Origin of the sequence: Paenibacillus thermotolerans (assembly GCF_028745515.1) — a bacterium.
Taxonomy (GTDB): domain Bacteria; phylum Bacillota; class Bacilli; order Paenibacillales; family YIM-B00363; genus Paenibacillus_AE; species Paenibacillus_AE thermotolerans.
Genome location: NZ_JAQZSG010000015.1, coordinates 1 through 21,205 on the forward strand (window position 1 = coordinate 1; position 21,205 = coordinate 21,205).

Annotated in this window: 19 protein-coding genes, 1 other RNA gene and 1 riboswitch; of the genes, 1 reads left to right on the forward strand and 19 read right to left on the reverse strand. The window is 54.7% G+C overall.

All coding sequences use genetic code 11. The features are described 5' to 3' along the window. Positions 1 to 77: 77 nt before the first annotated feature. The 17 genes from recR to rpoE all read right to left on the reverse strand — a co-directional run bounded on the left by recR (position 78) and on the right by rpoE (position 17,464). Positions 78 to 677 carry a recombination mediator RecR gene (gene recR, locus PT964_RS13775; protein WP_274363940.1) on the reverse strand — a complete coding sequence of 200 codons (600 nt, stop codon included), beginning with the start codon at positions 675 to 677 and terminating at the stop codon, positions 78 to 80. Between the two features lie 13 nt (positions 678 to 690). Further along, on the reverse strand, positions 691 to 1,020 hold the full coding sequence (locus tag PT964_RS13780; protein WP_274363941.1) for a YbaB/EbfC family nucleoid-associated protein: 330 nt from the start codon (positions 1,018 to 1,020) through the stop codon (positions 691 to 693). Positions 1,021 to 1,059: 39 nt separating this feature from the next. After that, complete coding sequence (gene dnaX / locus PT964_RS13785) at positions 1,060 to 2,838, reverse strand: DNA polymerase III subunit gamma/tau (protein ID WP_274363942.1); 1,779 nt, start codon at positions 2,836 to 2,838, stop codon at positions 1,060 to 1,062. Between the two features lie 130 nt (positions 2,839 to 2,968). Further along, entirely contained in the window at positions 2,969 to 4,060 is a 1,092-nt protein-coding gene (locus tag PT964_RS13790; RefSeq protein ID WP_274364037.1) for an ATP-binding protein, read from the reverse strand. A gap of 480 nt (positions 4,061 to 4,540) precedes the next feature. After that, positions 4,541 to 4,640, reverse strand: an RNA gene (ffs, locus tag PT964_RS13795) — signal recognition particle sRNA small type. Between the two features lie 66 nt (positions 4,641 to 4,706). Next, a complete protein-coding gene (locus tag PT964_RS13800; protein ID WP_274363943.1) occupies positions 4,707 to 5,084 on the reverse strand; it encodes a hypothetical protein in 378 nt (125 codons plus the stop codon). Positions 5,085 to 5,148: 64 nt separating this feature from the next. Then, positions 5,149 to 5,346, reverse strand: coding sequence for a 50S ribosomal protein L31 (gene rpmE, locus PT964_RS13805; RefSeq protein WP_274363944.1), 198 nt, complete (start codon positions 5,344 to 5,346; stop codon positions 5,149 to 5,151). Positions 5,347 to 5,467: 121 nt separating this feature from the next. Beyond that, complete coding sequence (gene nrdF / locus PT964_RS13810; RefSeq protein WP_274363945.1) at positions 5,468 to 6,427, reverse strand: class 1b ribonucleoside-diphosphate reductase subunit beta; 960 nt, start codon at positions 6,425 to 6,427, stop codon at positions 5,468 to 5,470. A 44-nt stretch (positions 6,428 to 6,471) separates the two neighbouring features. Next, a complete protein-coding gene (gene nrdE, locus PT964_RS13815; RefSeq protein WP_274363946.1) occupies positions 6,472 to 8,556 on the reverse strand; it encodes a class 1b ribonucleoside-diphosphate reductase subunit alpha in 2,085 nt (694 codons plus the stop codon). Next, positions 8,543 to 8,902, reverse strand: coding sequence for a class Ib ribonucleoside-diphosphate reductase assembly flavoprotein NrdI (nrdI, locus tag PT964_RS13820; RefSeq protein WP_274364038.1), 360 nt, complete (start codon positions 8,900 to 8,902; stop codon positions 8,543 to 8,545). The genes nrdE and nrdI overlap by 14 nt, the downstream gene beginning before the upstream one ends. Before the next feature lie 156 nt (positions 8,903 to 9,058). Next, positions 9,059 to 9,267, reverse strand: a riboswitch (cobalamin riboswitch). A 57-nt stretch (positions 9,268 to 9,324) separates the two neighbouring features. Then, positions 9,325 to 10,593 (reverse strand): radical SAM family protein, encoded by a 1,269-nt coding sequence (locus PT964_RS13825; protein ID WP_274363947.1) that lies wholly within the window; start codon positions 10,591 to 10,593, stop codon positions 9,325 to 9,327. Positions 10,594 to 10,634: 41 nt separating this feature from the next. Beyond that, positions 10,635 to 12,095, reverse strand: a complete 1,461-nt coding sequence (gene rho / locus PT964_RS13830) for a transcription termination factor Rho (RefSeq protein WP_274363948.1) — start codon at positions 12,093 to 12,095, stop codon at positions 10,635 to 10,637. A 94-nt stretch (positions 12,096 to 12,189) separates the two neighbouring features. After that, a complete protein-coding gene (locus PT964_RS13835) occupies positions 12,190 to 13,449 on the reverse strand; it encodes a UDP-N-acetylglucosamine 1-carboxyvinyltransferase (protein WP_274363949.1) in 1,260 nt (419 codons plus the stop codon). 90 nt (positions 13,450 to 13,539) lie between these two features. Further along, positions 13,540 to 14,394: a class II fructose-1,6-bisphosphate aldolase gene (gene fba / locus PT964_RS13840; RefSeq protein ID WP_274363950.1), complete on the reverse strand. Its 855-nt coding sequence runs from the start codon at positions 14,392 to 14,394 to the stop codon at positions 13,540 to 13,542. A 102-nt stretch (positions 14,395 to 14,496) separates the two neighbouring features. After that, complete coding sequence (locus PT964_RS13845; protein WP_274363951.1) at positions 14,497 to 14,883, reverse strand: response regulator; 387 nt, start codon at positions 14,881 to 14,883, stop codon at positions 14,497 to 14,499. Between the two features lie 151 nt (positions 14,884 to 15,034). Then, a complete protein-coding gene (locus PT964_RS13850; RefSeq protein ID WP_274363952.1) occupies positions 15,035 to 16,633 on the reverse strand; it encodes a CTP synthase in 1,599 nt (532 codons plus the stop codon). Positions 16,634 to 16,882: 249 nt separating this feature from the next. Continuing rightward, positions 16,883 to 17,464: a DNA-directed RNA polymerase subunit delta gene (rpoE, locus tag PT964_RS13855; RefSeq protein WP_274364039.1), complete on the reverse strand. Its 582-nt coding sequence runs from the start codon at positions 17,462 to 17,464 to the stop codon at positions 16,883 to 16,885. 380 nt (positions 17,465 to 17,844) lie between these two features. Between rpoE and PT964_RS13860 the strand changes: the two genes are divergently transcribed. Next, positions 17,845 to 19,005 carry a S8 family peptidase gene (locus tag PT964_RS13860; protein ID WP_274363953.1) on the forward strand — a complete coding sequence of 387 codons (1,161 nt, stop codon included), beginning with the start codon at positions 17,845 to 17,847 and terminating at the stop codon, positions 19,003 to 19,005. A gap of 14 nt (positions 19,006 to 19,019) precedes the next feature. Here the strand turns inward: PT964_RS13860 and argS are convergent, their stop codons facing one another. Together argS and PT964_RS13870 are read right to left on the reverse strand one after the other, a co-directional pair. Further along, complete coding sequence (gene argS / locus PT964_RS13865) at positions 19,020 to 20,693, reverse strand: arginine--tRNA ligase (RefSeq protein WP_274363954.1); 1,674 nt, start codon at positions 20,691 to 20,693, stop codon at positions 19,020 to 19,022. Then, complete coding sequence (locus PT964_RS13870) at positions 20,690 to 21,136, reverse strand: YwiB family protein (RefSeq protein WP_274363955.1); 447 nt, start codon at positions 21,134 to 21,136, stop codon at positions 20,690 to 20,692. The genes argS and PT964_RS13870 overlap by 4 nt, the downstream gene beginning before the upstream one ends. Between the last annotated feature and the right edge of the window lie 69 nt (positions 21,137 to 21,205).

The window sequence follows — 21,205 nt, forward strand, 5'->3', positions numbered from 1 at the left end:
TTTGGAACAATGATTGTTCGTTAAACATGCCGTCGTAGAAAAAAAAGGAGCCCGGAGGCTCCCGTCAACATCGCGCATCAACTTAATTCTCTGCGTCCTTCAAGCGCCTTCGACAACGTAATCTCGTCCGCGTATTCCAAATCGCCGCCGACCGGCAAGCCGTGGGCGATACGCGTCACCTTCAGGCCGAACGGCTTGACGAGCCGCGATATATACATGGACGTCGCTTCCCCCTCGATATTCGGGTTCGTCGCCAGAATCAGCTCCTGCACCTCGTCGTTCGCAAGGCGCTTCAGCAGCTCGGCGACTTTGATCTCGTCGGGTCCGATTCCCTCCATAGGGGAAATGGCGCCTTGCAGCACGTGATACATGCCGTTAAACTCCTTCGTCCGCTCCATTGCCGCCAAATCCCGCGGCTCCTGGACGACGCATATGACGGAACGGTCGCGGGTGCGGTCGGAGCAAATCCGGCAAGGGTCCGTATCCGTAATATTGCAGCAGACGGAGCAGTAATGGAGGTTCCGCTTCACGTTCACCAGCGCTTTGGCGAAATCGATCACGTCGTCTTCTTTCATTCGCAGCACGTAGAATGCCAGCCGAGCGGCCGTTTTCGGACCGACGCCGGGCAGACGAGAGAAGGAATCAATCAGTTTGGCTATCGGTTCCGGATAAAACAATGGCGAACGCCCCTTAGAACAGACCCGGGATGTTCATGCCGCCGGTGAATCGTCCCAAATCTTGATTTGCAAGCTCATCCGCTTTCGCAAGCGCATCGTTCACGGCCGTCAGTACGAGATCCTGCAGCATTTCCACGTCCTCCGGATCGACCGCTTCCGGTTTGATCTTAACGTCCAGAAGCTTCTTGTGGCCGCTCATTTGCACCGTGACGACACCGCCGCCGGCCGTTCCTTCGACGGTCTTGTTCTCCAGCTCCTCCTGAGCTTTCATCATTTGCTCCTGCATCTTCTTTACTTGCTTCATCATCTGGTTCATATTGCCGCCCATACCGCCACGCATCATGCCAAATGCACCCCAATCGATTATTTTTTAGGTAAAATGTTACTCTTTCACAACGACGATATTTTCGCCGAACAGCTCAATCGCCTCGTTGATCCATTCTTCCTTGTAGGCTTTACCTTCATCCTGATCCTGCTCAGGGATGAGCTCGAACGCCTCCGCATCGGCAGCCGCGGCTCCCGATTTCCCCGCCGCGGTTTCCGCCGCCGCCTGCCATTCGGAAAGCATCAGCGTGGAGAGCCTGTAATGCTTGCCCAGCAGCTCGCTCATCACGCCTTCGATCAGCTCTCTGTTGGCCGGCTTCTCCGTTGTTTCGCGGTGGATCGTGTTTTTGAACGCGACAAGCACGGTATCTCCCGCAACGGATACGGGCTCCCCGTCAACCAGCCAAGCGTGAACCGTAATTTTGCGTTCCTTGACGCGGCTCAGGACGTCCGCCCACTCGGCGGCGACTTTCTTGAACTCCGCCGAGTCCTTCGCCTCCAAATACGGAACGAGCGCCGCCGGGTTTTTCACCGTGACGCGGGGCGCCGCCTGCGGCCTGGCAGGAGCCGGAGCGGCCGCGGCGCTTTCGGCTGCGCCGGCTCCCGGCGCAGCGACGCCGCGCGCTTCCAGCCGCTCGAGGCGCGCCGCCAGAGCGCGGATCTCCACTGCGAGCCCCGCGTTCGCTTGGCTCGCTCCCGGAGCAGCCGCGGCGGACGCTTGCGCCGTTGCGGCACCGCTTGCGCCTTCTTCCAGGGTGCAAAGCTTGAGCAAGGCAACCTCCAGCATCATCTGCGGCTGTGCGGCATAGCGCATTTCGCCGAGGTAGCCGTTCACGGCGTCGATCATCCGAAACAGCCGATCGTGCCCGATGCTGTCGCAGATGCCGCGCAGCCGCCGCGCCTCCGTCTCCGAAAGCCGTTCGCTAACGACAGGCGAGTCGGGAACGAGCTTGACGAGCAGCAAATCCCGAAGGAAAGACAGAAACCCTTCGAGACACTTGTCCGCACTCTTTCCTTCTCTCATCATCCGGTCTACGAACGTAAGCACGAAGACGACGTCCCGGTCGCGAACGGCTTCCGCGAGCGAGCCGTACTGGTCGAACGCCACGCCGCCGGTCATCTCCACTACGCCGTTGTACGTCACCTTGTTGCCCGTGAACGAAACGGCTTGATCGAGCACGCTGAGCGCATCCCGCATCCCGCCGTCCGACAGCCGGGCGATCAGGGCGAGCGCCTCATCCTCGATCTCGATACCCTCTTCGTTACAGATCCGCTTCATATGCGCCGCCTGCTCCGACGGGCTTACCCGGCGAAAATCGAACCGCTGGCACCGGGAATGGATGGTGGCCGGCACCTTGTGCGGTTCGGTGGTCGCCAGAATAAAGAGCACGTGCTCCGGAGGCTCCTCCAGCGTCTTCAGCAGCGCATTGAACGCTTCCGTCGTGAGCATGTGAACTTCGTCTATGATATATACCTTATATTTCACTTCCGTCGGAGCATATTTCACCTTATCGCGAATATCGCGAATTTCCTCCACTCCGCGGTTGGAGGCTGCATCGAATTCATTCACGTCGATGCAGGCGCCGGATGTAATCCGTTTGCAGGCGCCGCATTCGTTGCACGGCTCCGCCGCCGGTCCCCGCTCGCAGTTTACGGCTTTGGCGAGAATTTTCGCCGTGCTCGTTTTCCCGGTGCCTCTCGGTCCCGTAAATAAATAAGCGTGCGAAAGCCGTCCTTCCCGGAGAGAATTTTGCAGCGTCTGTGTAATATGCCTTTGTCCGACCACGTCCTCGAACGTCTGAGACCGCCAAGCGCGGTACAAGGCCATGCGGGCCATAAAATCCCCTCATATGCTTTCTAATGTTCGGCTTGCAATTAAGTTACACAAAGCCGTGTAACCGTATTATAGCAGTTCCGAACCGAACGAAAAAGCGTTTGCCCTCGATTCGAGCAAACGCTTCTTCCATTTACCTCGTATAAGGAACCGATACGATAAAGGCGGTTCCATAGCCTTTGGAGGAAACCCGGATCGTTCCGCCGATGTCGTGAATAATTCGCTGACATACGGATAACCCGAGCCCGGTGCCCTCCTCCTTCGTCGTAAAGAAAGGATCGAATATTTTATCGATCAGAAACGCCGGAATTCCCGGGCCGGTATCCTGGATTAAAATATTCACCCTTTGATCCTCTTCGTCCAGCTTCTCCGTAATCGTTAATGTGCCGCCGTCTGTCATCGCTTCGATCCCGTTCTTGCAAATATTAATAAACACCTGCTTGAGCAGCTCGCTGTCGGCGACAATATACGGCATGTCGAGGGAGGAGGCGTATTGGACCATCACGTTGTGCAATATCGCCTCATTGTTAATAATCGGCAAAATTTCACGGATGACGGACGCCACGTTTACTTTCGTCAAGGACACGTTGCGCGGCTTGCTGAGCAGCAAAAATTCGTTGACGAGCTCATTGATGCGGTCGATCTCCCCCAGCATAATTTCCGAATATCCGTGCTCCTTTTCCATCCCGTTGTCCCTTAGCGTATTTTTTAAGACTTGCAGAAAGCCCTTGATCGATGTGAGCGGATTTCTAATTTCATGGGCGGTGCCTGCGGCGATTTGCCCGATCATGGCGAGCCGGTCGCTTCGCTGTACTTGCTGTTCAAGCGATCTGAGGTTGGTTACGTCCTTAAACATCACGTAAGCGCCGACCGTTCGGCCCAGCCGGTCCTTCAGCAGGCTCGAATCCAGCAGCAGCTCGAACCGCTCGCGGTTATTCGTCCAAGACACGGCGTAATTTTTCACGACCGCCCCGTCCAAGAGGGATCGCTGGACGAGCCGATGCTCGTACGGAACGCCCGCAAACACTTTGTCCATCGGCTGGTTGAGCACCCGCTCCCGTTCCACCCCAAGAACCCGGCACGCCATATCGCTGATGTCGACCAGCTTGAAGTCCGCGTCGATCAGAATGACGCCCAAATTAATATCTTGAATGAAGGAGCCGGCAAACCGCTGCAGCAGGTTGACTCGGCCGCCGCCGTCAAGATCGTCGATCGTCAGCAAAATACCGAATTCGCGATCCGCTTCAAACACCCGAATCAATGAATAATCCCAATAATGCTCTACGCCGTAGATGTCGGTAATACCCACCTTCTCGGGCGCATTGCCGACGATCAGCTTTTCCAGGGCAGCCGCCGAACGAAATAGAACCGAAATCGAGGAGCCCTCCAGTTCCGCAGCTTCGTAACCGAGCGAAGCCGCGAGTTCCGGCTGAACCTTTAGAATCGTACCGTCGGAAGCGACAAACAGCGAGGTGCATCGGTAAAAACGTTCCAGTTGCTTTTCGAACGAACCGCATGTGATATGCAGCTTCCACTCATTCGTCGTCTCAGGCAAGAAAAGCACCACCTTCGATAAAATCGGCGTCCTTCTCGTTGGTTTATGAATAATTAGCATTCGCTTCATAACGTGCCAATTCCTTCTAATACGACAAAACACTTTGCCCGCAAGGGACAAAGTGTTTGGAGAAACGGTATGTAAAATAAAAAAGGCCAGGTTACCCCCCGGCACATGAGACTTCCTACTTACGGCTGCTTCCTTCCGGACCTGACCGGGTTCATAGGCACCCATTGCGAGGGACCCGACCGAACCTTAGTATAACCGATTGCCGGACGAAGTTCAAGCGGCTCCGGAAATTGGCAATTTCGGCGGTTTAATCGAATCGAATTTCGTAATCGTATCTCGGATTGTTCCCCTTGAGCAGCGAATATACGTCGGACCGAATCGCCTCCGCCTCCTGCGGGGAAATGTCGTCGTCCACATTGATCGTAATAATGGCCGTTGCGCCGTTAATGGCGATATACGATCTCTTGTCGAGCGCCATCTCCCGAAGCGCCTGGCGCATTAGCTGCCGGTCCTTCCGGTACGAATGATGCGACGGATGAGTGCGCAAATTCGGGTTTGAATTGCTTAGCCCCATATATCCGTCCTGCGTATAATGCTGCTGTACATTGTTGCCGGCCGTACAGCCGGATAGCGCAAATATGGAAACCGCCAAGCATCCGATCGTTATGAAGCTGCGGATGTTCATAAGAAAAAGACACCTCCCACGGATATTATCTCCGCAAAAGGTGTCATGCCATGCTTGGAAAATCTTAGATACCGTATTTTTTCTTGAATTTATCCACACGTCCGCCGGCATCGATGAATTTCTGTTTGCCGGTAAAGAACGGATGGCAAACGGAACAAATTTCGACACGAAGGCTCGGCTTAACGGATCCCGTCTCGAACGAGTTGCCGCAAGCGCAAGTAACCGTGGTCACGTGATATTTCGGTTGAATGTCTTGTTTCACGTGGATTCACCTCTTTCCGCCCTGGATCTTGAGTTACTCCTGTCGATCCAGAGTAAAATACATGCGACCGTAATTGTAACATGCATCACAGCCAAAATGCAACTTCCAACTATTGCACGTCTCAAAAAAGAAAATCGCTGTCCGTCAACGGCTCCACGTAAATGGTGCGAATATACCCGTTTCCTTTCTTCGAAAAGAAATCGTGCTGCTTCGTCCTTGTGCTGATACCATTATATACGATCGGGTTAATTTCCTCTTCGGGAAATAAAGGATCCAGCCCCAAATTCATCATTGCCTTGTTGGCATTGTAACGCAAAAACGCTTTCACATCGCAGGCAAGCCCCACATTGGCGTAAAGCTCGTCTGTGTACCGCTCTTCATTGGCGTGCAAATATTGAAGCAGCCCGCGGACCGTCTCTACGGCCGCTTCCCGTTCGCTCGGCTCCAACGCTGCGGACACTTCCTGCGCCAGCATGCCTACGTACAATCCGTGGATACTCTCGTCGCGCAAAATCAGGTCGATAATTTCTCCGCTGCTCGTCATTTTGCCTTGTCCAGCCAAGTACAACGGGTAAAAAAATCCGCTGTAAAACAAGTAGCTTTCAAGCATAACCGATGCGGCCATCGCCAAATACAAATCCTGCCGCGTATGAATGCCGTTATAATATTTCGAAATCGTCTCCGCCTTAATTTGAAGGCGGCTGTTGCTTTCGACCCACGCGAACACGCGGTCGATCTCCTCGCCCGTTGCCAGCGTGGTGAAGATGCTGCTGTACGATTTGGCGTGAATTTGTTCCATCATGCCCATAAAGCCGAGCACCGCTTTACGCTGCAGCCCCTCGGCATGCTCCATAATTTTCGGCATGCCGACCCCTCCTTGGACCGTATCGAGCAAGGTCAACCCGCCGAGCACCTTCATATACAAATCCCGTTCATGCTCATTCAGCGTCAGCCACGACATTTTGTCGTCGGATAGCGGAATTTCTTCATCCGTCCAAAACTGCATAATATTTTGATTCCAAAACGCGATCGAATAATCGTCGTCCGGGCGGTTCCAATTCACCGCTTTCCAAGCGTTCATCCCCGGTCACTCTCCGTTCCCTCATCCCAATATTTTCTTGCGCATTATACGGAGCAGCTGACGCACTCCTCGACGGACAGCCGGTTCGTCCGGGTATAATAGAGCGACTTCAAGCCTTTCCGGGCGGCGTAAATATAATAGCGGGCAAGCTGTCTCGTCGTTACGTCGCTGTTGACATGCAGAACGGTCGATATCCCTTGATCCACATGCTCTTGAATTTCCGCAATCAAGTCGAGCACCTTGAATTGATCCATTTGATAAGCGGACTTATAGTAAAAAAAATTATCAGGGCTTAAATAGGGCATCGGATAATAAGTGGTCGAGTTCGCATAGGTACGGGTTTCGATCGTCTCTACGATCGGCATGACGCTGGACGTTGCGTTCTGTATGTACGATATGCTCTGCGTAGGCGCAACGGCCAGCCGGTAGGCATGATACAGCCCGTGGCGCCGGACGTCCTCCTTCAGTCTGCCCCAGTCCTCCGGGGACGGAATCGCGATGCCCGCGAACAACGATTTCACTTTATCGGTAACCGGACGGTAATCGGTTTCCTCGTATTTGCCGAAATACGAGCCGCTTGCATATGCCGACCGCTCGAAGCCTTCGAACGCGACTCCACGCGTTCTGGCGATGTCCATGCTTTTTTCCAGAGAGTAGTAATTCATCATCATAAAAAAAGTCCGAACGAAATCTTTCGCTTCTTCACTCTCATAGGCGATTTTGTTTTTGGCCAAGTAACCGTGCAAATTCATCGCTCCGAGCCCGACCGAATGCAGCTCGCGATTCGCTTTCGCGACTCCCGGCGCGTTGGCGACGTGCGTCATATCGCTGACCGACGTCAATGCGATCATCCCCTCGTGCACGGATTCCCTCACCTTCTTGCGCTCCATCACATTGACAATGTTCAGGGAAGCCAGGTTACAGCTAATATCTTTGCGAATGCGGTCGGGCTGGCCGTAATCCCCTATTTCCGACGTCTCCTGCAATTGGAATATTTCCGTACACAGATTGGACATCTTGACCGTGCCGACACCTTTAAGCGCATGGGCGCGGTTGGCGTTGCTCTTGTTCATGATGTACGGATAACCCGATTCAAGCTGGACCGCGGCGATTTTGACCAGCATGTCCCGCGCGCTCATTACCGCTTTCTTGCGCACTCGCTCGTCTGCCATTAGCGTGTCGTACATTTCGTCCATATCCATGTCGTCCAAATGCGTTCCGTAGGCCTGCAGCACGCTGTACGGCGCGAACACGTTAAGCGGCTTATTTTCTTCGGCCAGCCGGTAAAACCTGTCCGGGACGATCAGGCCGATCGACAGCGTCTTCAGCCGCGATTTCTCATCGGCGTTAATCTTCTTGCTGTCCAGAAACTCCATGACATCCCAGCCGAAAATGTTGTAATATGCCGCTCCGGACCCTTTGCGCTGTCCCATCTGATCCGCGTAGGAGAATGCGTCCTCCATCAGCTTGAGCACCGGCATAATGCCTTTGGCCGCTCCTTCGACGCCCTTGATCGGTTCCCCGCGTCCGCGCAGCTTGGACAAGTTAACGGCGACGCCGCCCCCGATCTTTGAAAGCTGCATGCAGACGCCGAGTATGTAGTTAATCGAGTTGAGCGAATCGTCCGCTTCGAGCAGGAAACAGGACACCATTTCGCCGCGCCTGCTCTTGCCTGCATTGAGAAATGTCGGCGTTGCCGGCTGCAATCGCTGCTCCATCATCGCCGCGGCCAGCGCCCGCGCCGCAGCCGCATCGCCGCGCCCCAAATACAAAGCCGCGATCGCGACCCGATCCGGATAATGCTCCATGTATAGTGAGCGGTCGTCGCTTTTCATTGCGTAGTCCGCATAAAACTTCGATGCCGCCATGTACGAGGAAAATTCAAAGCCGTAGCTATGCGTCAGCTCGAATATTTCCTCCACCTCGGCCCGAGCGTACCGCTCATAAACATTCTCATAGTAATCATTATCAATCATGTAGCGGACCTTCGCTTCTGTATCGGAAAAGCGAACGCTCTTTCGATATACCTCTTCCATAAACGCCCCGACCGCTTCCTTGTCCTTATCAAGCTGAAAGAACCCGTCGGCGCCTCGTCTCATCAATAAATTGTTAAGCTCAATATGCCGCAACCAAGCTCACCTCCTGCTTAAACCGTTCGACGTCCCGGGCTGTGCCCGCAAGCTCGAATTTTCCTAGCACCGGCACGCCGTATTCGCGTGCAATCCGGTCTGCGCTTCCCGCAAAGTTGTGCCCCCAGTTACGATTTCCGCTTGCCGACACGCCTGCCAGCCATTGATGGTTCCTCCTCAGAAAGGATGCGACCTTCTCGGGAACATGCCCGAAGCCGGTCGTGTAGGTGACAAGCACGAACGGCTCGTCCACAATGATGCTGTCTTCGATTTGCAGCGCCGGCGCATTCAGTTTTTCGACAAACCGGCGTACATTACCCGTCCTAGAATCGTAGACGATTAACAAAACGTTCATCCCCTTCTCCCATACCCGCGAAGAGCCGCGCAAAACAAAAAGACGCATCCGGCTCCATAAAGGGCCGAATGCGCCGATGGCTATGCAAGTTAAATAAGCGTTACTTGCGTCAAGGGCTACGCGGACACCTTCCTGTTCTCCGCAGGTTTTGTGTCAAACAAACGGGCAGGTCTCCTGGCTCGAGGATCAACGTGCTCAGTCCGCCTTCCCGGCTTGTCCTATCGACAATGCCAGTGGCTGGTTGGACTGATACTCCTCTCTTACAGTGGCGGGACCGCGCCGGTTTCTCACCGGACTTCCCTATTAAGCGTGTTTGCCTGTGACGACAAACGCGCACCCGTTTGAACAATATATAGAATGTCGTTACAACTTTATATCAATATATGGTATCTGTCAATCGTTATTGCATTTATTTATTTCGTTGCGCCTTGCCTGCGTTTGTCCGGAGGCACATGCGTGTACGATCCGATTACAACGTCCGGCAGCTCGGATTGAAGAATTTCTATCGCTTGCTTCATGCCGAGCAGCTCGCCCTTCGGCTTCGGTATTAAGGAGAGGTAGCTTTCCGGGTCGATATTCAGATTGCGCATCTGAATGAGCCGAAGCTTCGTCCGTCGGGCGAAACCGATCATCGCCTCAAGCTCCTCCTCCCGGTCCGTCACTCCGGGAAAGATCAAATAGTTGATGGACGTGTATACCCCTTTGTCCGCGGCATAAGCAAGAGATTTCGCCACATTCTCGAGCGTATATCCCCGCGGACGGTAATACGCGTTGTAATGCTCGTCCAGCGCACTGATCGTGCTGACCCGCATCAAATCGAGCCCCGCATCGACGATGGCACGAATGTGATCGGTCAAGCCGGCGTTGGTGTTTATATTGATGTAACCTGTATCGGTATGCTCGCGCACCCGCTTGATCGCTTCCACAATGACGGCCGCCTGCGTCGAAGGCTCGCCCTCGCAGCCTTGGCCGAAGGAAATAATGCTTTCGGGCGTCCGAAGATGCTCCAGCATAATTTGGACGACCTCATCGACTGTCGGCCTGAACTTCAGCCGGGTTTGAGGCGCCGGAAATTCGCTGTCCTCCGGCTGCTCGGAAATGCAGCCGAAGCATCCGGCGTTGCACGCGAAGGAAACCGGGACAGCCCCTTCCCAGCGCTGCAAAAAGGTGTTCGAGGCCGTCAGGCACTCGTAGCCCAAGGCGCAGTTCGACAAGTGCTGATACAGCCGATTGTCCGGATAAGCGGCCGTCAGCCGCTTAACCCCTTCCTCCAACGCATCGACGTCGCAATTCGCGGGATTCCACTTCTCCGGATCGTCGGTTTGCTTCGCGGCCGCATAAAACTGTCCGTCTTTCCATACGACGGCGGTGTATCCGAACAGCGGCAGCGCTTCGGCCCCGGGACGCTTGACGTAGCCCGGCAGCAAGAGCCGTGTAAATCCTTGCGGCAGCAGCGCCCCGACTGCGTAAACGTCTTCTTCGGAGACGCGCTCCATCGCATCGGTCTCCAAGTTGATTCCGAGCGGCCGTGTACCCGGGAGGGAAACGAGCGTAGCGCCTTCCGGCAGCGGAATCAGTTCGTCCTCCATGATTTCGGTGACGACATCACCGTTCCGTCCGAGACCGACATAATCCGGATGATCAAACACGTTGCCTGCTTCGTCGGCATATACCAGACGCATGGTTCTTCCACCTCAAATCATAGCCTTTATCGAATGTTCCGTTACGTACGCGACGGGGAGCTGGCCGGCGTCTTCGTCCGTCTGGCCGCTCCGGCCGCCGTCGTGTTCGAGCCGGAAGCCGTCGAGGTTTCCCCGGAGACAGTCCCGGCAGATGCCGAAGCCGGCTTGCGGGCCGTTCCCGTACCCGTTCCGGAGCTCGCGTTTGCCGTACCCGCGCCCGTTCCGGAGGATGCGCCCGCCGAGGACCCGCTCCGACCGCCCTTCGTTTCGATCGTGGCGAGGAATTCCGCGTTCGTCTTCGTCTCGGCTAATTTTTTCAACAACGCTTCCGTATATTCATGCGAATCCTGCATCGATTTGCGGATCGCCCATACTTTATCCAGCTCTTCCTTGGTAAGCAGCACTTCTTCCCTTCGCGTTCCCGACCTGCGAATGTCCACCGACGGGAAGATGCGCCGTTCGGCCAGCTTGCGGTCGAGGTGCAGCTCCATATTGCCTGTGCCTTTGAACTCTTCGTAGATGACATCGTCCATGCGCGAGCCGGTCTCCACAAGCGCCGTCGCCAAGATCGTCAAGCTGCCGCCCTCTTCCACATTCCGCGCCGCACCGAAAAATCGCTTCGGGCGGTGGAAGGCGGCTGGGTCGATACCGCCGGAAAGCGTGCGTCCCGAAGGCGGAATGACAAGATTGTACGCTCTTGCCAGACGCGTGATGCTGTCCATTAAGATCACGACGTCTTTCTTATGCTCAACGAGCCTCAGCGCGCGCTCCAGCACCAGCTCCGCGACCTTGATATGGTTTTCGGGCAGCTCGTCGAACGTAGACGAGACGACCTCGGCATCAACCGAGCGCTGCATATCGGTTACTTCCTCCGGACGTTCGTCGATCAGCAAAATAAACAGCTTGATGTCCGGATAGTTGTTCGAAATGCTGTTGGCGATCTTCTTGAGAAGGAGCGTCTTGCCGGCCTTCGGCGGCGCGACGATCAATCCGCGCTGTCCAAGCCCTACCGGAGTGAACAAATCCATCAATCGGGTAGACAGGTCGCTTGGGGTTCTTTCCAGAACGATTTTCTTCTGCGGGTAAAGAGGAGTGAGTGCGGGGAAATGCAGCCGTTCGGCTGCGGTTGCAGGATCTTCGCCATTAACCGCTTCCACGTGCAGCAATCCGAAATACCGTTCATTCTCCTTAGGAGGCCTGCACTTTCCGGAGACCAAATCACCCGTCCGCAAATCGAATTTTCGAATTTGCGACGCGGAAATATAAATATCCTCCGCGCTCGGCAAATAGTTGATCGGTCTTAAAAAGCCGAAGCCTTCAGGCAGAATGTCGAGTACGCCTTCCATAAACATGAGTCCGGATTTCTCCGCCTGCGCCCTCAGAATCGAGAAGATGAGTTCCTTCTTTTTCATTTGCCCGTAATACGGAATTTGATGGGATTTCGCAAGCTGATAGAGCTCCGTCAACTTCAGCGCCTCTAGTTCGGCTAAGTTGCGATCCATTTGAATTAACCACCACATTTCTAAGAATAAAAGCGTAAGTTTGCATTCACGCAAAAGATAGCTACTCTACCATCATTGACGAACAATGCTAGATTTATTCGGGCTCCGCCCACACTTCGGCGCCAAGCCCGGCAAGATTAGGAATCAAATGATCGTAGCCCCGCCGAATGAATTCGTACCCGGAAATTTCGGTAACGCCGCCGCTCTTCACCATGAGGCCCGCAATAAAGAGCGCGGCTCCGGCTCGCAAATCGGTCGCCCGGACCTTGGCTTCATTCAATTCGCTTTGTTCGATAATAGCGGAGCGGCCTTCCACGCGGATCTTCGCGCCCATGCGCTGCAGTTCCGGCACATGCTTGAAGCGGCTGTTATAAACGTAATCCGTCAATATGCTGGTACCGCTTGCTCTCGTAAGCAAGCTTGTCATCGGCGATTGAAGATCCGTCGCAAAGCCCGGATAAACCAGCGCTTTCACGTCGATGTTCGAATATTCCGGCTGTCCGACGACACGAATCGATTCGTCCATCTCGTATACATGCGCGCCCATTTCCTGCAGCTTGGCCGACAGCGCCTCCATATGCTTCGGAATCAAATTGTCGACCGTCACGTCGCCGCCCGTAGCGGCGGCAGCGATCATGTAAGTCCCCGCCTGAATCCGGTCGGGTATAATCGAATGCCGGCAGCCTTTCATGCTGTCGACGCCTTCAATGCGAATCGTATCGGTTCCTCCGCCCTTGATCCGGGCGCCCATATTGTTCAACAAAGTGGCAACATCTATGATTTCAGGCTCTTTGGCCGCATTTTCGATAATCGTAACGCCTTTCGCGCGCGAAGCGGCGAGCATAATATTAATTGTCGCCCCTACACTCGCTACATCGAGATAAATCTTTGCGCCTACCAGCTCTTTAGCATGAATATGAATGGCGCCGTGCTCGTTCGTTACACGAGCTCCCAACGCTTCAAAGCCCTTAATATGCTGATCGATCGGACGAGGCTCGAAATTGCAGCCGCCCGGCAAGCCGATAACCGCTTTCCCGAATCGCCCGAGCAACGCCCCCATTAAATAGTACGAAGCTCTAAGCTTCTTGATATTGCCGTTAGGCAGCGGCGTCCAAGTCAATTGGGAAGGATCGATCCGGATTTGGCCGTCCTTATACTGTACCCCTGCTCCAAGCTCTTGCAACAGCTCCGAATAAATTAAAACATCGCTGATTTCAGGCAAATTATCCAGTACGACCGGCGTTTCCGCCAGCAGCGCTGCGGGCAGCAAAGCAACGGCGCTGTTTTTGGCGCCGCTTACGGCGATCGTTCCGCGAAGCGGGCGACCCCCGACTATCATTAACTTCTCAGACATCCGTAACTGTTCCTCCTGACACCATGAAGAAAAAAGAAGAGAGGGAAACCATTCGGCTTTGGGGCGCGAATGAGTTTCCCTTATTGCTGCTTAAGCTTGGTTACTGCTGCCGAACAACTGGATTTTCGAACGGACGACCTCCACCATTGCTTTCTTGGCCGGAGTCAAATATTTGCGGGGATCATACACTTCGGAATTTTTGCCGAGCACCTCGCGGATGGCATCGGTACAAGCGACTTGGTTCTCGGTATTGACGTTGATCTTGCCTACGCCCGCCGCAATCGCTTTGCGGATCGAATCGTCCGGAACCCCGGAACCGCCGTGCAGAACGACCGGAACCGGAATCTTGGAAGCTACGGCTTCAATAATATCGTAATGAATTTTCACTTCGCCTTTATACATACCGTGTGCCGTGCCGACCGCGATCGCAACGCAGTCAACGCCGGTCTCTTCGTAGAAGCGGATCGCTTCTTCCGGCTTAGCCAAGGATGCATTCGCCTCGTCCACGCTGATGTCGTCTTCCACACCGCCGATCGTGCCGAGCTCTCCTTCGACGGAAACGCCCATCGCATGAGCTGCTCGTACGACTTCCTTCGTCAAACGGATGTTCTCTTCGAACGGATAGTGAGATCCGTCAAACATAACCGACGAGAAGCCCGCCCGAATACACTTCATAGCTACTTCAAAGCTGCTTCCGTGATCAAGATGCAGAGCGATCGGCAAGCCGGATTGCTTTGCAGCGGCTTCGGCGATCGCGACAGTGAATTCGATCCCCATGTACTTCAGGGCGCCTTCGCTTACACCGTAGATGAACGGAGACTTTTCTTCCATCGCCGCTTCAACGATGGCTTGAGCAAATTCAAGATTGTTCATGTTGAACTGGCCTACGGCAAATTTATTTTGTCTGGCCTTCGGCAAAAATTCGTTCATTGATACGAGCGGCATGTTGTTCCCTCCTGTGTACGTCCTGCAGACCCCTATCCGCCGACGCTTTATCGAAAAAATTATATCATAAACGCAGCGCAATTGGTATTCGCGGTTGACCGCTTACGTTCTGGCTGCGCTTCGAGGCCCTCTCAGCTCGGCGTTAACGGCCGATCTCAGCTCATCGATGTCGAACGGCTTCGTAAAGTGCATCAATGCCCCCGATTCCGTCGCTTCCTTAATCATATCGAGCTCCCCGTAGGCCGTCATCATGATGACCTTGATCTCCGGGTTGATTTTCTTAATGTGCTTCAATATTTCCAAACCGTCCATTCCCGGAATTTTCATATCCAGCAGCACGAGCTCCGGCGCTTCCTTGTTTACGATATCAAGCGCAAGCTTGCCGTTGGAGGCTTGAAATGTACGGTAACCCTCGCTGCTGAACACCTCGGTCAGCAGCACGCGGATCCCGTTCTGATCATCCACGATTAACACCTTTTTCTTTTCCAAAGGAATCCCTCCTATCTCAGTTACCACAGTAAAACGCCTTCATTTTACCTTATAGCTTCTAGAGACAAGGGGATAATCCTCCTTTTCCGTAAAATATTTGCATGGAAAAAGCCCTTTCCCCACGCCGGAGGAAAGGGCACGGCAACTTATTTTATTGTTGCAGCAGCGCCGCCTTCACGAATTCGCGGAACAGCGGCTGCGGACGGTTCGGCCGGGAAGTGAACTCCGGATGGAATTGCACGGCCAAGAACCAAGGATGATCCGGAACCTCCACCATTTCCACCAGGTGGCCGTCCGGGGACGTGCCGGAAATTTTCATGCCTGCCGCTTCCATCTGTTCGCGGTAAGCATTGTTAAATTCGTACCGGTGTCTGTGGCGCTCGTAAATCAGCTCGTCTTTATAGCATTCGTAAGCAAGCGTTTGTTCGTCAAGCTTGCACGGATACAGCCCCAGACGCATCGTCCCCCCGAGATCTTCGATATCCTTCTGCTCCGGAAGCAGGTCAATGACCGGATGAGGCGTATTCGGGTTAATCTCGGACGAGTTCGCGCCGTTCAAACCGAGCACGTTGCGGGAATATTCAATAACCGCAACCTGCATGCCGAGGCAGATGCCGAAGAACGGAATGCGCTTCTCGCGCGCATAACGAATGGCGGTGATTTTGCCCTCGATGCCCCGGTCTCCGAAGCCGCCTGGCACAAGAATGCCATGTACTCCGCTCAGCAGCTCGTCCACATTGTGGTCGTACACTTCCTCCGCGTTCACCCAGCGAATGTTAACTTCCGTATTGCTGACGATGCCGGCATGGCCGAGCGCCTCCACAATACTGAGGTATGCGTCATGCAGCGCGACGTATTTGCCGACGATGGCGATTTCCGTCGTGCGCTCGAGCGACTTCACGCGGCGAACGAGATCCCGCCATTCGGTCATATCCGCAGGCGCAGCTTCGATGCCCAGATGGCGCAGCACGATGTCGTCCATATGCTGCGCTTGCAGCATCAGCGGCACCTCGTACAGCGTCTCCGCATCGCGGCATTCGATCACCGCATCCGAATCCACGTCGCAAAACTGAGCGATCTTCCGCTTCATGTCGTCCGCAAGCGCCTGCTCCGTGCGGCAAACGATCAGATGCGGCTGGATCCCGATGCTGCGCAGCTCCTTCACGCTGTGCTGCGTCGGCTTCGTCTTCGCTTCGCCGGCCGCGTTCAGGAACGGAATGAGCGTTACATGGATATACATCACGTTCTGGCGGCCGATATCGTTCTTCATTTGACGGATCGCCTCAAGGAACGGCAAACTTTCGATATCGCCGACGGTTCCACCGATCTCCGTAATGACGACGTCCGGCTGCGTTTCCCGACCGGCGCGCAGAATCCGCTCCTTAATCTCATTCGTAATGTGCGGAATGACTTGAACGGTCCCGCCCAAATATTCGCCGCGGCGTTCCTTCGTAATGACGGAGGAATAAATTTTCCCCGTGGTGACGTTGCTGTTCTTGCTCAGGTTAATGTCGATGAAACGCTCGTAATGCCCCAGGTCGAGGTCGGTCTCCGCGCCGTCATCCGTAACGAACACTTCCCCGTGCTGGTACGGGCTCATCGTGCCGGGATCGACATTAATATACGGATCGAATTTCTGGATCGTCACTTTGAGGCCCCGATTTTTCAGAAGCCTGCCCAAGGATGCCGCCGTAATCCCCTTGCCAAGGGACGACACAACGCCTCCGGTCACGAAAATATACTTAGTCATGGCGCTTAATTTCCTCCCTGTTTAATGAGAAACATCTATGGAAGCCGTTCACAGATATATTTCACCGAGAAACGGTCTTACCGTCAGAGGACGGCACAGCCGTTTCTTCTTGACGTTAAAAGAAAAAAAGTGACACCCGTCAGGTGACGGGGCACTTTTTTTGTTCCGTTCTGTTAAAGCCCAAAGGATAGTTTACTCTGTCCTTCAGGGCATGTCAACCCGATATTCGATCGTTGGCCGACGAACCGATTAACGGTCGTCATCCTCTTCGTCGTCCAACAGTTCTTCCTCTTCTTCCGCATCCTCGCCGCCGTCATCATCGAGTTCTTCGTCTTCGTCGATCACATCGTCTTCCGCATCCTCGTCGACGATCTCCTCTTCGACCTCTTCCTCCTCCGCGAAAAATTCGTCGCGGTCCTCATCGATCGAATCGAAGTCTTCGACTTCTCCGTCGCCGTCGTATGCATCGTCTTCTTCGCCGAAAATATCCTCGTCGATATCATCGTCATCTTCGTCGTTAATAATGCGCGGTCTTTTGTTGTTGCCCACACCGCTGTCATCGGCTTTCTCAACCGGATACCAGCGCTTTAGTCCCCAAAGATTGCTGCCGACGCACGCAAAGCGGCCGTCGATATTAATTTCGGTATACACCTGAGCGATGACGTCCATCATCTCTTCATCGGACAGGTTTTTGATTTTGGCGATTTCCTTCATTAAATCCCGGTAATAGAACGGCGTATTGGAAGCCTTTAAAATTTCAAAAGCCAAATCGACCATCGGCATTTCTTGCGCTTGGTCCGGGCTAACCTTCAACGTATACGATTCGCTCACGTTCGGCACTTTCCTTTCGCTCCCTGTGCCAAGCCGCACAGGAAAGTATGTAATACAACTACCCTTTCCATTTTCCCATTTTAGTAAAACCTATTTTCTAGAAAAATGCAACCGGGACGCGGAACACCTTAAATAAAAAGAGAGGGCGAAAGGTTTCCCCTTCGCCTTGACTGTATCCAGTGATGGCAAAATCCCTGTTTGCCACCCTTTGATCGAGAGCGACCGCTCCTAAGGCTATACTATGAAGCTTCGCTTCCGCTCGCCACATTTACGTGCCCAATTATTAAGAAAACGGCGAATGCTCAAGCCTCCTAAGACGGCAAGACATACAATGTGACGAATATCCCGACAAGCTATTCTGTGTAAGGGAGGGTTTGCCCATGGAAGCTTTCGCATTCGCCAAGATGCTCAACCGGTTGCTCTCCCGCTCAAGCGAAAGGTCGGCCAAACGCCATATTATCCGGTTGAACGATCCGTCTCTCTTCCGCGCCGTAAAGAAGGCAATTACGCAGAGCAAAAAAATCTATAAGCGTTTGCGTTATGTACAGCCGCTGCCGCTCATCTCCGCATTCGTTTGCCCCGGATTGCCGAGCCCGCAGCTCCTGGGCAAGTTCGCCGGCAGCGTAACGGTTGAGGAAGATGTCAAAATATCGGTCCACGCCATTGCCGTCCAGGATCCTGAGTCGCTAGTGAGCCCCCGGTTCCGCAAGCCGTTTATTCCGACCGGAATCCGCAAGCTGAGAGTGCCTTCGGTATGGAACCGTTCAATGGGCGACCGCGTAAAAATCGGCGTCATCGATACCGGGGTCGATTTTTTGCATCCCGATCTTCAGCCCGTGCTTGCACGCGGCATCAACTTGATCGCACCGCATACGCTGCCGTTCGACGACAACGGACACGGCACGCATATTTCGGGCACCATCGCCGCTTCGGGACGATGGGGAATGTCGGGCATAGCGCCCCGCGCGACGTTATATCCGGTCAAGGCGTTCGACCATAACGGCTCCGCTTACGTGTCCGACATCATTACCGGCATCGATTGGTGCGTTCAGAACGGCATGAACGTCATCAATATGAGCTTCGGCATGAAAAAACGCAGCGAAGCGATGCTGGAAGCCGTCCGCAACGCCGCGCGCCACGGCGTCGTTATCGTCGCATCGTCCGGCAACGACGGGAAAAGCGCCTTCGTCGACTACCCGGCCCGCTTCCCTCAAACGATCAGCGTCGGAGCGATCGACGGAAACGGAAACATTGCTCCGTTCAGCAATAGAGGTAAGCGGATCGACGTGTATGCGCCCGGTTCCCGGATTATGTCCACCTGGCCGAACCGACGCTATTACGAAATGCACGGCACCTCGATGGCGACCTCTCATGTAACCGGAATCGTCGCATTGCTGTTGTCCGCCAACCCGAAGCTGACGCCTGCGGAGCTGAAGCGGATCGTATCCGCGGCCCAAGTGCCGCTGCCCGGCAAAACAAAAAAGGCCCGGTTACCGGGCCGTATCGACGCGCTGAAGGCGTTTCGGGAAATGAATTCGTAAGCTAGCCGGGCGGACTACATTCTTTCCGGAGCGGAAACGCCGATCAAGCGGAGCGCGTTGGCGATCGTATGCCGAAGGGCGAGCAGCAGCGAAAGCTTGGCCTGCGTTTCCTTCGGATCATCCGTAAGAATTCTTTCGGCTTTATAGTAGCTGTGGAAATCGGATGCAAGCTCGTAGGCATACCGGACGATTTTGTGCGGCGCCAGCGCCAGCGCGGCATCCGCCACCGCCTCCGCAAACTCGCCCATCTTCCGCAGGATATCGTAGGTCGCCTCGGAAGCGAGAGGCGAAAGATCGGCCTCCGCACCGGACGGAACGGAAACGCCGTTCTCGGCCGCTTGGCGGAATATGCTGCAAATTCTGGCATGGGCATACTGAACGTAATACACCGGGTTTTCGTTCGATTGCGATACCGCAAGATCCATGTCGAAATCGAGATGCGTATCCGTGCTCCGCATCGTGAAGAAATAGCGTGTCGCGTCGACGCCGACTTCGTCTATGAGATCCTCCATCGTAACCGCTTTGCCGGTTCTCTTGGACATCTTCACCTTCTCGCCGCCCTGATACAGGCTGACCATCTGGGAGATCAGCACGGTCAGCTTGCCGGGGTCTTCTCCCAGCGCTTCCATGGCCGCTTTCATTCTCGGTACATATCCGTGGTGGTCCGCGCCCCAAATATTGATCATGCGGTCGAAGCCGCGGCGGTATTTATCCAGATGATAGGCAAGGTCCGGCAGCAAGTACGTGTAAGAGCCGTCGTTCTTAATCAAGACGCGGTCCTTATCGTCGCCCATCGGCGTCGTGCGGAGCCACAGCGCGCCTTCCTGCTCGTACACGTGTCCGTGCTTGCGCAGCAAGTCCAGAGCTTCGTCGATTTTGCCGGTTTCATATAAAGAGGTTTCGCTGTACCATCTGTCGAAGCGAACCCGGAACCGTTCCAAATCCCGCTTAATTTTGTTAAGCTCGCGCTCCAAGCCGAAAGCGCGGAAGAACGCGAACCGTTCATGGTCCGGCAAGGAGAGAAGCGAATCGCCTTTCTCCTCCGCCAGCTCGTGCCCGAAGCCGATAATGTCTTCGCCGAAGTAGCCGTCTTCCGGCATCTCTGCTTCCTTGCCCAGCGCCTGGACATATCGGGCCTCGATCGACTTCGCCAAATTGGCGATTTGGTTCCCGGCGTCGTTAATGTAATATTCGCGCTGCACCTCGTAACCCGCGAAATCGAGCACGTTGCACAACGCGTCGCCGACCGCCGCCCCGCGGGCGTGGCCGAGATGCAGGCTGCCTGTCGGGTTGGCGCTGACGAACTCCACCTGCACCTTGCTGCCGCCTCCGGCGTTCGTTCTGCCGAACCGTTCTCCTTGCGCAATCGCTTCCTTCACAATTTCTCTTAAGAACGATTTGTCCAAAAACAGATTAATAAACCCGGGACCTGCGATTTCCGCCCGCTCGATGCCGGCGGCTGAACGGTCCAGCTCCGCAAGCAGCGCTTCCGCAATGGCGCGCGGCGGCTTCTTTGCCAGCCGGGTCAGCTGCATCGCCACGTTCGTCGCCAGATCGCCGTGCGCCTTCTCCTTCGGCACCTCCAGCGTAATTTCCGCTTGCTGTCCGTCCGGCAGCAACCCGGCCTTGCCGATCGCTTGCGCGAAGGCCGCTCTTACTTTCTCCCTCTGCTGCTCTAGTGCGCTCATCTGATTTCTTCATCCTCCTGAACTACCAATCTTAAGCGAAAACGTCCCGCCTGCGCCCCTCCGATGAGAAGCGTATATGTCCATTCCACGTAACCGATCCCGTCCGCCAGCGAAATATCCAGCGTCTTCGTGCTCGTTTCCAGCGGAAACGACGCTTGCGGCGTTTCATAGAATCCCCTTGTAGCGATTCCCGGCACGAAGCGCTGCTCGGAGGTTACCGCCCCGCGGCGGATGACCGTAACGGAGCGGTCCGCGATCTTAATCGTTGTCGTAACCGCGCCATGCTGCTCCGTTGCGGGCTCTTCATAACGGATGTAGGTATGCTGTCCTTTTAAATATACATGGCCCTTCGCTCTGACGGTTTGCCGTTCCCCGTCATGGGCCGTATGCAGGCGTATTTGCACTTGGCGTTTCATCTCATTCATGAAATCAAGTGTACTCAACGGTCGTGCCTTTTGCAACAAAGGGAACAAGTTCTCCTGCACAACAAAAAAAGGACCGCCCCTTCCGTA